The sequence below is a fragment of the Pseudomonas cichorii genome (assembly GCF_003700275.1).
Classification (GTDB): Bacteria; Pseudomonadota; Gammaproteobacteria; order Pseudomonadales; family Pseudomonadaceae; genus Aquipseudomonas; species Aquipseudomonas cichorii_B.
The window spans coordinates 1-13523 of record NZ_RBRE01000069.1 but is presented as its reverse complement, the minus strand read 5'-3'; the positions used below and the strand labels follow the sequence as shown (position 1 = coordinate 13523).

Here is a 13523-nt window from a genome sequence, read left to right as displayed (position 1 = left end):
TATCATCCTTGGCTATCGAGGTGGAGGGTATTTATCAAGCGAACCTGCTCTTCATACGCATGAGAAAAGTTGTGCAACAACAGGTGCTCCTTCCATTCATCCTGTTGTTCCAGACTGTGGTAATGGCGTATATAGGCACGCCAGCGGCTGCCCGCCGTTCGCAATAACGACGTGTTGTCATTTCGTTCAAACTGCCAGATCAGTTGCTGCGGTGAAAAGTGCCCGAGAGTGGCCTGCAATGTACTTCGACCGGCAACGAACAAGCCGACCTGATGCGCCTGCAAGTTCCGAAAACCTTGAACAATCAATGATCCGGATGATGCACAGTGCAATACGTGCTCAATGGCTGCGCTGGTATCGGCGGCCTCTTCAAGTGGATGGACAGTTTCAGGGGCTGACTGCAACGCGCGCTTCAGCTCATTACGGGTGTGCAGGTTCTTGCGCAAGCCAGCGATACATTGTCTGAACAAGCGAGCGGCATTGAGCGCCAGGGCTTCACGCTCGGGCGGTTCAAGGCTGTCGAAGGGGATGCCCAGCGCATTGCCGAATGCTGTCCAGAATGTTTCAGAGAACGGCTCCGGCTCGCCAGGACAGGCTGATGACTCGACCGAAGGAGTTTCGATCAACCCAGGCAGCAGCAGGTTTTCGCTGCCTGCCGGTACCTGCCCCGAATACTGTCCGAGAGAGGCTGATTCATTCAACATTGACATGACATCATCGATAGCTGAATAAGCATGGTTTCCATGTTCCATTGCAGCAAGAGGGTCCAGCAAAGTGTTCACTCTTTCAAAATCCGGCTCCATAAATCCATCTCCTTGCAATTACTTGCCACGATTTATTGCGCCGGGATCACCCAACGATCGATAGTCGTCATCATCAAACTTGAAGCTGCCACTACAACCAGGCAAAACAGCAATAACTGCCAGAATAAAAATAACGGACAGCCAGCAGCGAATACTCATGATTCCTCCGTGAGCATGGATATATACAGAATTAAAAACGTACTCTAATGATCAGGCCGGTAATTCATCACGCCGGATTTTCAAGTGCGCCATACGATAAAGCAGCGTTCGGCGGGCCAGCCCCAGTTCGCGAGCCGCCAGACTGCGATTACCGCCACTCTTGCGCAAACTGTCGAGTAATACACTGCGCTCGACTTGCTCAAGACGCTCGCGCAGATTGAGGCTGGTATCACGGGCCAACAGTTTTACATCGAAAGAAAAATGCTCAGGCAACAGTTCCTCGCCTTCGCACAACAGCACAGCGCGCTCGACCAATCCTTTCAACTCACGGACATTGCCGGGAAAGTTGCGTTTGCATAGCAGGAGCAGCGCCACTTCAGACCATTGAACCGGGGCCCGCTGCAGAAAGTCGCAGGCCTTGTCAGCAAAGTGCCGTGCCAGTGCCACAATGTCACCTTCACGATGGCGTAACGAAGGCAGCTCGATGGGGAATTGTGCAAGGCGATAGTAAAGGTCTTCCCTGAACAGCCCTTCGGCGACCAGAGCCAGCAGATTGCGGTGCGTTGCGGCGATGATGCGCACATCGACCTTGCGGGTATCACTTGAGCCCAGAGGACGGATTTCTCCTTCCTGCAGGACCCGCAACAGCTTGGCCTGCAAGGACAGCGGCATATCGCCAATCTCGTCCAGCAGCAGCGTGCCGCCATTGGCGGCATCGAACAGCCCCATGCGATCACGATCCGCTCCGGTAAATGCACCTCTTCGGTAGCCGAACAACTCGCTTTCCAGAAGACCTTCAGGGAAAGCCGTGCAGTTCTGCACGACAAAAGGCCTGGAGCGGCGCGGACCATGGTCGTGTATGGCACGGGCTACCACTTCTTTGCCGGTGCCCGTTTCGCCAGTCAGCAGCACGGTATAGGAGCTGTGCAGGACCTTGCCGATCAAATGACAGGTCTGCTGCATGATCTCGCTTTGGCCGATCAATCCATACCTTGTTTCGCGAGGAGTCATTTCAAGTGCCGGAACCAGCGGCGCCTGCGGGTTGCGCAGTCGTTGCAGCAACTGCAACTGTGAAAGTACGAACGCCCCGAGCGCGCCCAGTGATTCGGCATAACCGTCCAGAACCCGGATATTCACGCCTGCACAAACCAGCAGGCCGACAACCCTCTGTTGCGGATTGACCAGAGGCACACATAGCAGCGACTTCCAGGCCTTTTCATGACTCGGCAAAAAGCGCGTGTCATACAAGCCTGGGCTCAGTTCAGCCACACTGACCACCTGGTTCTGGCAGAGACAGAACTGCAATAACTGCTCATCGTGGCAGTCCACAGCAAGACGTGCAGGTAACTGCGGTGTAACCGCTGGGTCCAGAGACTCTGCACACAATTTCAACCGGGTATGGGTAGCATCGAGCAGATATAACCGGGCCAGCTCGCAACCACTCAGCTCAGTGGCAGCACGCACAAAACCCTGCAACAGCGTTTCACTGTCGCAGAACCGCGAAAGCGCTGCGTATTGAGCACAAAGGTTTCCGGCATAGTCGAGCGGCTCTTCCATGGAGGCAAACATCAGCGTCATCTCACATACACTCGCAGATGACGGTGTTGGTGTCGTCGAGGGTGACATGCACTTTTTCCAGTCTGTCGCCCCGTGCCATGGCATCCAGTACGCGGTCGGCGATCAGCGGCAGTACATGCAGATCGAGCAGGGAATCCACCAGCCGGGCACCACTGTCGCTTTGCGTACAACGCTCAGCCAGGTAAGTGACCAGCGCCTGACAATGACTGAACAATAGTTGTCGGCCTGACAAACGTTCGCCCAGCCGCAGAAGCTTGAGTTCAACCAGCTCACGCAGCAATGCATCGCAAATCGGGTAGTAAGGCACCACTTTCATCCGCGCCAGTAACGCCGGTTTGAAGTGCGCACTGAGTACCGGGCGCATGACCTTGTCCAACTCATCAACTGTCGGGCGTTTACCGTTCCGGCAAAGTGCATTGATTTCAGCGCCTCCCAAGTTGGAGGTCATCAGGATCAAGGTATTGCGGAAGTCTATTTCCCGGCCTTCGCCATCGTTGACCATGCCCTTGTCGAAGATCTGATAGAACAGATTCAATACATCCGGATCGGCCTTTTCCACTTCATCCAGCAACACCACCGAATACGGTTTTTGCCGCACAGCTTCGGTCAACATTCCACCCTCGCCGTAGCCGACATAACCCGGTGGCGCTCCGATCAACCGGGAAACCGTATGTTTCTCCTGGAATTCGGACATGTTTATCGTGATCAGGAAGCGCTCGCCACCGTAGAGCAGATCGGCGAGAGCCAGAGCCGTCTCGGTCTTGCCGACCCCGCTGGGTCCTGCCAGCAGAAAGACCCCGACTGGCGCATCGGCTTTGTTCAGGCCTGCCGCCACCGCCCGCATGGCGGGATCCAGTACCTGAATGGCTTGCTCCTGACCACGAATAGACAAGCGCAGACCCGCAGCAAAATCAGCAACCCTGGCGCTGTACTCACGGGCCAGTTGGGAAAGGGGAATGCCGGTACAGGCGCTGACGACCTCGGCGACAAGACGTGGACAGACCTCGAAGCTGACCAGCCGATCAATTGCCTGAGCCTGTATAAGGCGCTGATGGGCGATCTGTAACTCATGCTCAAGCGAGACAGGAATTTCGTGGCCCTGACAGTGGCGCGCGCTGGCCAGTTGCTGACGCAGTTCAAGGACACGTTCAGCAATTTCTCGCTGCTCGAACCAGCGTTTCTCCAACTCGGTCTGTTCCTCGCAAAGCTGCGCCATACGAGCTTCCAGCGCATACAGCAAGCAGGCATCAACCGTCAGACCGGCATCCGCATCACGTCGCAAGGCAGCAAGCTGGCGTTGACCTTCAGCCAGTTCGGCGCGCAAATGTTCCAGTGCTGCAGGCGCCGCGGCGAGGCTGATCCGGACGCGAGCACAGGCCGTATCCAGTACATCAACCGCCTTGTCCGGCAACTGTCGTCCAGTCAGGTAACGGGCGGATAGCTGTGCTGCCGCGACGACCGCATCATCGCGCAGATAAACCCCGTGACTCTTTTCATAGACCGGCGCCAGCCCGCGCAGAATGGTGATGGCCTCATTGACCGCAGGCTCATGTACCTGCACCGGCTGAAAGCGTCGCGACAGCGCCGGGTCTTTCTCGAAATACTTCTTGTACTCTGTCCAGGTCGTTGCTGCGATGGTGCGCAGCTCTCCCCTGGCCAATGCCGGCTTCAACAGATTTGCCGCATCGGAACTGCCCGCCTGGGCTCCAGCACCGATCAGGGTATGGGCTTCGTCGATAAAAAGAATGATTGGCTCGGGAGAAGACTTCACCTCATCGATGATGCCTTTGAGGCGGCGTTCAAATTCGCCCTTGAGGCTCGCGCCGGCCTGCAGCAAGCCCATGTCGAGCGACAGCACCTCGACACCTTTCAAGGGCTGCGGAACTTCACCGCGGGCAATTCGCAACGCCAGACCTTCAACGATGGCCGTCTTGCCGACACCCGCCTCGCCCACCACAATCGGATTGTTCTTGCGGCGCCGTGCCAGGATATCGATCATCTGACGAATTTCAGGATCCCGGCATAAAACCGGGTCAAGCCCGCCATCGCGAGCCTGACGAGTCAGGTTATGGGTAAAACGGGCCAGCAGGGACTCATCATTCCCTATAGAGGCGCTGGCGCTGGAAAGGCCTTGCTCGTCGAGCACGAAATCACGCAGGCGATCGATATTGATCTTCGCCAGCAATGGTTGATAGCGGCTACCGGCGTAGCGGATCGGATTGCGCAGCAAGGCCAGGATCAAGGCGGCCTGCCCCACCTGGCTCTGGCCCAACTCCAGATTGGCAACCAGCAACGCATCCTGAAGCCACTGTACCAGTTCCGGCGTGAATACCGGATTGCGGCAGGAACTGTGCTCCATGGCGAGCTGCAATGTAACCGCCAGATCTGCCGGCTCGACTTCGGCATCCTGCAAGGCTCGCAACAAAAGGCCTTGCGGACGTTCAAGCAGGGTCAACAGCAGATCCTCGACCAGAATCCGGCTTCCACCTCTTGCCACACAACGTTCAGCAGTGCCCTCAAGGTCTCGGCGGGTTGTTGCATCCAGTGCATTGACCAGTTGTTGCAGGTCTACATTGATCATGAATATCTGTCCTTAATGGCTATTCAGAGTAACCAGGCCATCAGCCCTTTCATGCCCGAGCCAACTGCTCCAGCCGAGGCGACAACGGTTCGACTCGGCGATACGCAACTCTCTGATTTCGTCCTGGCGCAATTCCAGGCGGATGTCGTAATCCAGTGGGTCACGCAGGGTGAAACGCACCAGTGCACAAAGCGATGCAAAGCCGGATCCTGTAGGCAAGAACTCGTGAAAGCGTCCCCAGTCCAGCTGTTTGACATGAATGCGAAACTTGCCACCGCGATCACGAACGCTTTCACCGAGGACCACATTTTCGCCCAGGCGGTTATTTACTCGTCCCAGACAATTACGTTGCCGTTGAATGACAACTACCGAACGCTCCATACACTGTTCAATAAATACGTGTGAATGTTTGAAGTAGTAGCGCAGAACAGACTCGATCAACGCCGCCGAATGCGCCCGCAGACTCAGTAAACCCAGATAGGGCAACAGACGTTTCCAGTTCAGTTCCCCGGTGCTGCGAATCTCCTCGCCCGCCAACCCGATCAGCGCAAAAAGTTGCCCTGAAAACGGATCCTGTGCGCCACTTGTAAAGCTGGCGCTATACCGATATTTGGACCAGGTCGGGAAAATAAGTCGCTGCAAGCGATGATGGAAAACATCAAGAAACGAACGTGTGGTCTTCGCTTCATCGCTATCGCCCAAGGCATATTCACTATAAAACGCCGGCAATGGAGAACTGGCGCCAGACAACCCCAGCAGGTTGAGTCCCAGCCGCGCGCGTTGCCGCCCATGCTCCTCAAAAAACTGTAGGTATTCGATATCGCTACCGGGAAATCCCAGGCTCGGATTGGCCTCAAACTCCAGCAGGTCCTGAATGTCTTCTTCATTTACTCCAGGGTTTGTGTCTCGTAACAGCTCAATAATCAAAGGTATTGCCTGAAACAGGGAATACCCACGTATCATTTGACTCAAATCTTCTAGAGCAGAGGTTGAAGCCCCATGCGCGGCGTCCATTCGTATCGTTCTCCCTGGGTACTCTTGACATGCAACTCGTGAAAGGAATTAAGACTGGCGTAAAGGGCAAAGAACTCGTTGAGTACCGAGGCGAAGACAAACAGTCCTCCTTCGCCGCTACACCCTTGCGCATCAATCAGTAATTCGGTTTTTAATCCGCGAATCGGAAGACCTCGATATAAATGATCAACCGGCTCATGACGAATGGACTTGAGCCCATCCAGAAGCAACTTGCTGACCTTTTCCGCCTGCTGGTCGTAGTAGCTTGGAAAATCGTAGGTTTCCAGAATCGACTTGAGTGCCGCCACATTGTTCAATGACAAATAGTTAAGAGACATATTGCTTATGATCCGCCACAGAAACTCTTTATGCAGAGGCGGTGCAAAGCTCCGGGTAGCCGAGGTTATATTCCTGAATGTCAGGAAATCGGGAGTCTCTTCACAAGGTCGGCAAATGCCACCTTCCTTTATCTGCAATGGAAGATCCTGACTGGTACAGGTCAACTCCACAGAAACTGTTTCATGCAGACCGGCCTGACGACCGTCAAAACTCAAAAACGTATCCAGACCATCATGCACGGGTGAAGGATGCTGGCGAATGCTGTAGTGGGGCCTTGGCTGCTGCACATCGAAACTGGAGTCGTGCTCGAATGACTCGAACAGCACAAACTCCTGATATCCCTGACCTCCTGGCTGCCAGCCGGTAACCTTGTCGACCGAAAAAATCCCGCATTGCCCTGCTCCCTTGCCCGGCAGCAACAGGTATTCATCCTGAGTTCCTTCGAGACGAACGGGTTGCGCATCCTGCTCGAACAGATTGACGATGGGAGTGCAATACAGCCTGATATTCTGAAGCGTGGGACGCAGGCGCTGAATGTCATCCCTGGCAATCGCAAATGACAGCTCTACACCCCGGACACGTGCCATGACTTCCCTGGCAAGGGTATTCAGCACATCAAGCCCAAGTACGTCGACAAACAGGTACTTTTCCTTGAAGACAAAATACTCCTGCAGATACCGGTAACCACGGAAGGTATTCAATGGATAGGGAATCAATGCCTCATCTTCAGCAAACCCCACAGCTTGTATGTTGTCGAGCGATATATTGAAAGGCATGACATCGGCTAGGGGATTACCCTCTGCATCCAGTGGCGTCAAACTGACCTTTTCAAGATCGCGCATCAATCCCAGATAGAGCATCTGACTGACATGGGGCTCCCCGGCAAGATGCAGGCGCAAGCGCTTCAGTTGCAGGCAATCAATAGCTCCATCACCATTCATCTCCAGGCGCAACCCCAGCAATACACCATTGCCATTGGCCGAATAACTCAATGCACTCAACCTGAGTGGTAATACTTCGGTCTGGTAGCAGGTCCGGAAACGACAGACAGAACCTTCCACGGGAATACTTTCCACCGGTGTTCCACGCGCAACGACGACAGCGCAGCCTGAGTGCTCCAGTGGATCGAACTGCAACATGCTGACCGCAGGAAAGGGGCGCATGTAGTTCGGCCATAACAGTTGCATCAGCGAGTGCGTCAACTCCGGTAACTCATCATCGAGCTTTTGCCGCAGACGCCCGGTCAGGAAGGCAAAACCCTCCAGCAACCGCTCAACATCCGGATCACGTCCGGCCTGCCCCAAAAAAGGTGCCAGTGCGGGATTACGCTCGGCAAAGCGACTCCCCAGTTGACGCAATGCCGTCAACTCACTTTGATAATAGTTATTGAAAGACAACGTTATCCACCTGATTCGAGCCGGACCGGCACGACGCTATAAAACAGTTAAACCCGGTAATGACCAGACGCTGACAAACTTGAATGATCCGCAGAAAACCACTTGATACTCAGGCTATATTGACCTTTCCTCCGCCTTCCAGACTTGCAACAAAACTTACCGTACGCTTTATACTTCCCACCGTTAAACAACCCTCAATGGAAAACAGCAACTTCAGACTTTCGTCTTCAGGTGGCAGAGACGTCACGCGCACCTCGCATAAACGAGGCTCGTAAGCCTTGATGAAGCCTTCGATTGCCAGGCGAGACCGGGCAAGCGTGTCGTGCAGGCTCAGGCGCATGTCATTCAGATCCGGCAGCCCATAGTCGGGCAGAGTCTGCGCACTACCGGCCCGGGTGCTGAGCATCCTGGCAAGATGAGCAGCAACCGAAGCAATGACACACTCCTCATGGCTTGCGCCCTTGCGTTTTGCGGCTTCACCGGCAAGACGCTCAAACAGACTGCCATATGGACTCACGGCAAGATGCCTGCAATACGCATGAGTCAATCCTTGTCCAGCTTGCCAACCAGGGAAAGCGTAAAGTCCGCGCCCATGTATTTGAAATGAGGCCGAACGTTCAGGCTGACCCTATACCAACCAGGCTCTCCCTCTACGTCACTGACACTAATCTGCGCAGAACGTAATGGCCGCCGACCGCGAACTTCCGCACTGGGTTTTTCCTGATCTGCAACGTACTGACCGATCCATTTATTCAGCTCAAGCTCAAGATCAGTGCGCTCCTTCCAGGACCCCAACTGTTCGCGCTGCAGCACCTTGAGGTAATGCGCCAGGCGGTTGACGATCATCATGTAAGGAAGCTGAGTACCCAGTTTGTAGTTCAGCTCTGCCCTCTTCCCCTCTGCGCTGTTACCAAAGAATTTGGGCTTCTGCACTGAGCTGGCCGAGAAGAAAGCGGCATTGTCGCTGCCCTTGCGCATGGTCAGGGCAATGAAGCCTTCTTCGGCAAGTTCATACTCGCGACGATCGGAAACCAACACCTCCGTAGGAATCTTGGTTTCGATCTCGCCCATGCTCTGGAAGTGATGCAACGGCAGGTCCTCGACGGCACCGCCACTTTGCGGACCGATGATGTTCGGGCACCAGCGAAACCTGGCAAAGCTGTCGGTCAGGCGGGAGGCAAATGCATAGGCCGTATTTCCCCAAAGGTAGTGCTCATGGTTGCCCGAGACATTCTCTCTGTAGACAAAGGTCTTGACCGGGTTCTCTTGCGGATCATAAGGATTGCGCAACAGGAAACGTGGCACTGTCAGGGCACAGTAGCGGGCGTCTTCCTGCTGACGAAAACTCTGCCATTTGGCGAATTGCGGTCCTTCAAAGTGATCTCTCAGGTCCTTGAGGTCGGGCAGACCAGTAAACTGTTCAAGGCCAAAGAACTCCGGACCCGCAGCTGCAATGAAAGGAGCATGGGCCATGCAGGCCACACTCGACACATACTGCAGCGTCTTCACATCGGGCGAATTTGGCGAGAAAAAGTAGTTGGCGATGATCGCGCCGACCGGATTACCACCAAACTGGCCATATTCCGCCGTGTAGACATGCTTATAAAGGCCTGACTGCATGACTTCCGGCGAATCTTCAAAATCTTCCAGCAAGTCTTGCCTGGATACGTTCAGTATCTCGATCTTTATGTTTTCACGAAAATCAGTGCGATCAACCAGCAATTGGAGGCCTCGCCACGACGCTTCCAGGGCCTGGAAGTGTTCATGGTGCAGAATTTCATCCATTTGCAGGCTAAGCCGGGTATCGATCTCGGCGATCATGCGATCAACCAATGCCTTTTTCACCGGCTCCTTGCTGTTGTGGGGTTTCAGCAGTTCCTCGATGAACGCAGCAACGCCACGCCTGGCAATATCATAAGCTTCATCCCCGGGAGTCAGCCTGGTTTCGGCGATGATCTGGTCAAGCAGTCCATACTCTACCGGGTTGTCATTTCCTGACTGCAGCGCTTTGGCACTCATTACATTGATTTCCTTATACTCAGAATTCAGGCATTTTCCGAAGTTGTAACATCCAGTCCCAACTCACCCAGCACACGGCTGCGTGACTCGGCATCGGCAAGCACACTTTCAATGGCCTTGCGAAACGCTGGCGCATTTCCCAGCGGTCCTTTAAGCGCCATAAGGGCATCGCGTAACTCCATGAGCTTTTGCAACTCGGGAATTTGCTCGACAAGACTGGCCGGATTGAAATCCTTGATTGAGCCGATCCGGATATCGACACCCAACTCTTCACTGCCACCAGAATCCTGCAGACGATTTGGCATATTCAGCGCAAGTGTCAGTTCCTGCTTTGCCAGCACCGCATCGAAACTGTTTTTATCGATGTTTATGGACTTGCGATCCTCAAGCTTTCGAGAATCAAGACGCTGAGTAAAGTCTCCCAGCACCAGAAGCTTCAACGGAAGTTCGATTTCTTCCTGAGCGCCACCAATAGCGGGTTTGAAAGTGACATTTATACGTTCCTTGGGTGCTACAGAGCCATCTTTTGCCATATCGTTCTCCTTTTACCATTAGCTGTTCAACACTTACTCAAGCAGCACCTCGATATCGAGATGACAAAGCCGACGGTGTATTTCATCCCTGCGCTCCCTTACCACATGGCTTTGCGGCAACGCCTCATAACAACTATTCAATGCATGCAGCACTTTCAAGGAGAGCTCCGGCTCCCAGGTATGGAAGCCTGACCCCTGTAAGTATTGATCCAGTATCTCCAACTGACTTTTAGCCAACTCATGTTTCTTGGCGCTATAACATAGCCGCGCCAACGCGAACTGCCAGTAGAAACGATCCCGTTCGCCCTGAGCGCTCTGCAACTTCTTCTTGAGCAGTTGAACCGCAACCTTGAGGCCTTCATTACGCAAAAGCAGAAGTGCTTCCTGTAACACCAGCTCCCATTCAGGCAGCGCAACACGCTCTTCAATAACGGGAGCGGGGTTCTCGACTTTCACATGAGGCATTATCTTTTCATTAATCCAGTTTCGCGTACCCTCATCGGCAAAAGGTGAACCGTCATGAAATTTCAATTCGGAAATACCTGAGAGTCTCAGCAGGAACCGGGATAACAGAATTTCCACTTCCAGCATCGCCTTGTCAGCTTTCAATGCCCGCAAGCACTCCCATACCAAACGATGACCATCGAACCAGAAAGGTGTACGGACAAGACCGGCCTCAATATCAACGACCAGATCCGCATAGTGACCCTGCTGGAAACGCTCAGCGTATTTTTTCAACCGGTCCGCAGGCGGGCCATGCAAAGCGGTTATCTGCCTGCAATCGCTCTCGGGCACCCGGTCTATCGATAGCCATGACACCGTACGGTTAAGGCGCAAGGCACGCACATCGGTCGCCTTCTGGCGTAACCACCAGGCACACAGTGCCTGCGCACTTTCCTGATGTTCCTTTAATACCTTTTGCGCATCCTTTTCGTTTTCTATAGTTGGATCGCTTTTAAAAATCCTGCTGGCGGCCTGTTTAACCTGAACGGCCAGTTTTTCCGGCTCGGGTTTATGTTCTTTTACGCGCTGAATCATGCCTGCAAGTCTACGACGGACGGGCAAAAGCAACGGCGCTTCATCACCCAGATAATTCGTCAGTTCATTATCCAGACCTTCAAGTTCTTCAAGCAGCTTTTGAAAAAGAGGCAACTGCGTCGCTACGGAAACATCTTCGCCAAGTACCTGCTCAAGTCGCGGCAACAACCAGCCCATTGCCGCTGCCCGGGTTCTGGACTTGCGAGGATGAAGCACTTGCCAGTGATGACTGCATAAATGGTGCAGCAGATTCACACCCGCCAGCAAACCAGGAAATGATTCACATTGATACAAGGCCCAGGTCAACCAGACAGCAACACGCAGGTCACGGGAGCAGTCAAGCAGGATATGCTCACTGCACTCACGAACTTTCAACCAATCGACCGGCGTACTTTCGTATAAGGTATTTGCCTTGGCCAATTCGGCTTCCAGCGTCTCGAACTCGCATGAAAAACGAACATCTTCACCTGCATAATCCTGCTCGGAAAGCGGGCGACTGACAAGCTCAAGATAACGACTGGAAAGTGCGTCCGGATAACTCATAGATCCACCTCCAACCCCGCAGTTGCCCGCCAGACAACGAGCGCAAAATGTGCCAGAAGCCGGAAAGAACGCCATACAGAAATCACGATGCGGACATTAACGTCGAAAAAACTGCTTAACAAGCTGAAAAGCCTCACTTGAAAACTTTCAGAATTTTCCTACAATACTCTCAGGCGGAATGTATAAATTTATAACACCTTCCAAAAACAAATCACCCCACAAGCACAAAGTAATCGTGCGCAAATATTTGCGCAGCAATAACCGAAACATTATCGCAAACAACACATTCACCTCTGCAAACAAACGACCAAATCGGCATGCGCAAACAACTGCACACCCACGCAAGCTTTTGCGCACTTAACAGCATAAAACTCGGAACTCTTTAACATATCAAAACGCCAACAGTCTGTTTTAAAAAGAAAAACAAAAACTGGCATGCTTATTGGTATTAGTCCTTCTGCACCCCTCGGCAAAACTTCCGCAGGGCGCTTATTTTTTTGCAAGGAGAGTATCAATGGCTACACCCGCTTACATGTCCGTCACTGGCGTCGAACAAGGCCTGATCACTGAAAATGCCTTTACTCCGTCTTCCGTTGGCAATGCCTATCAGGAAAATCATAAAGACCAGGTCATGATTCAGGCGCTCAGTCATGTGGTCACCAAACCTTGTGATCCACAGTCAGGCCAGCCTACCGGTTCGCGCATACACAAACCCCTTTGCATCACCAAAGGCTTCGACAAGGCCTCTCCGCTTTTGCAGGCAGCACTGAGCACCGGCGAACGCTTGCTGAAAGTGGAAATCCAGTGGTATCGCACAGTCGATGGCAAAGAGGTGCACTACTACACCACGTGCCTGGAAGATGCCTACATAGTGGAAATCAAGGATTACATGCTCAACTGCCAGGACCCGGCCAACGCGCACTTCACCAATATGCAGGATGTGCACTTCTCCTATCGGCAAATATCCTGGACCCATATAACCTCCAAGACCTCCGGCTCTGACGACTGGCGCAAGCCAATCACCGGCTAAGTCTGAACAACAGCCCTGTCGACACATAGCCATCGACAGGGCTCAATTCTCGTTCATTCAGACATGGAGTCCCAAGGCATGCCCACACCCGCCCATCAGGCACGGTTCAGCCTGCACCTCGAAGGCATCCGGCATGACTTCCAGGTGCTGGCCTTCACTGGCACAGAAGCCATCAGCCAGCCCTTCTGCTTCGAGCTCGAACTGGTCAGCGAACACCCCGCTCTGGACCTGGAAAGCCTGCTGCACCGCCCGGCCTTTCTGCAGTTCGGCCCCGACAACAAGGGCGTGCACGGGCTGATCGATCGCATCGCCCAGGGCGATACCGGCAACCGCCTGACCCACTACGCCCTGACCCTGCGACCACAACTGGCCTATCTGGACCATCGCACCAACCAGCGTATTTTCCAGCAACAGTCGGTGCCGCAGATCATTGGCGAAATCCTGGAAGAGCACGGCATCCTCGCCGACCGCTATCAGTTCCAGATCGGC

12 protein-coding genes are annotated in these 13523 nt (G+C 53.7%); 2 read left to right on the top strand and 10 right to left on the bottom strand.

What is annotated here, in order from left to right:
- Positions 1-2 precede the first annotated feature (2 nt).
- The 10 genes from tagH to tssA all read right to left on the bottom strand — a co-directional run bounded on the left by tagH (position 3) and on the right by tssA (position 12004).
- Entirely contained in the window at positions 3-803 is an 801-nt protein-coding gene (tagH, locus tag ALQ04_RS18655) for a type VI secretion system-associated FHA domain protein TagH (protein ID WP_122317222.1), read from the bottom strand.
- Between the two features lie 18 nt (positions 804-821).
- Positions 822-962: a type VI secretion protein gene (locus ALQ04_RS18650; protein WP_122317221.1), complete on the bottom strand. Its 141-nt coding sequence runs from the start codon at positions 960-962 to the stop codon at positions 822-824.
- 51 nt (positions 963-1013) lie between these two features.
- Positions 1014-2531 (bottom strand): sigma 54-interacting transcriptional regulator, encoded by a 1518-nt coding sequence (locus tag ALQ04_RS18645; protein ID WP_122317300.1) that lies wholly within the window; start codon positions 2529-2531, stop codon positions 1014-1016.
- A gap of 10 nt (positions 2532-2541) precedes the next feature.
- Positions 2542-5127 (bottom strand): type VI secretion system ATPase TssH, encoded by a 2586-nt coding sequence (gene tssH / locus ALQ04_RS18640; RefSeq protein WP_183142224.1) that lies wholly within the window; start codon positions 5125-5127, stop codon positions 2542-2544.
- A gap of 6 nt (positions 5128-5133) precedes the next feature.
- The gene (tssG, locus tag ALQ04_RS18635; RefSeq protein WP_122317219.1) at positions 5134-6135 is read right to left on the bottom strand and encodes a type VI secretion system baseplate subunit TssG; all 1002 of its coding nucleotides are present in this window, start codon (positions 6133-6135) and stop codon (positions 5134-5136) included.
- On the bottom strand, positions 6099-7871 hold the full coding sequence (gene tssF / locus ALQ04_RS18630) for a type VI secretion system baseplate subunit TssF (protein ID WP_122317218.1): 1773 nt from the start codon (positions 7869-7871) through the stop codon (positions 6099-6101). Before tssF ends, tssG begins: the two co-directional genes overlap by 37 nt.
- Before the next feature lie 109 nt (positions 7872-7980).
- On the bottom strand, positions 7981-8388 hold the full coding sequence (gene tssE / locus ALQ04_RS18625; protein ID WP_122317217.1) for a type VI secretion system baseplate subunit TssE: 408 nt from the start codon (positions 8386-8388) through the stop codon (positions 7981-7983).
- A 26-nt stretch (positions 8389-8414) separates the two neighbouring features.
- A complete protein-coding gene (tssC, locus tag ALQ04_RS18620; protein WP_122317216.1) occupies positions 8415-9890 on the bottom strand; it encodes a type VI secretion system contractile sheath large subunit in 1476 nt (491 codons plus the stop codon).
- A gap of 26 nt (positions 9891-9916) precedes the next feature.
- Positions 9917-10423, bottom strand: coding sequence for a type VI secretion system contractile sheath small subunit (gene tssB, locus ALQ04_RS18615; RefSeq protein WP_122317215.1), 507 nt, complete (start codon positions 10421-10423; stop codon positions 9917-9919).
- Between the two features lie 33 nt (positions 10424-10456).
- A complete protein-coding gene (gene tssA, locus ALQ04_RS18610) occupies positions 10457-12004 on the bottom strand; it encodes a type VI secretion system protein TssA (protein ID WP_122317214.1) in 1548 nt (515 codons plus the stop codon).
- A 514-nt stretch (positions 12005-12518) separates the two neighbouring features.
- Between tssA and ALQ04_RS18605 the strand changes: the two genes are divergently transcribed.
- Positions 12519-13034 carry an Hcp family type VI secretion system effector gene (locus tag ALQ04_RS18605; RefSeq protein WP_122317213.1) on the top strand — a complete coding sequence of 172 codons (516 nt, stop codon included), beginning with the start codon at positions 12519-12521 and terminating at the stop codon, positions 13032-13034.
- A 78-nt stretch (positions 13035-13112) separates the two neighbouring features.
- The coding region (locus ALQ04_RS18600) for a contractile injection system protein, VgrG/Pvc8 family (protein WP_259645048.1) at positions 13113-13523 on the top strand (411 nt) is incomplete at its 3' end.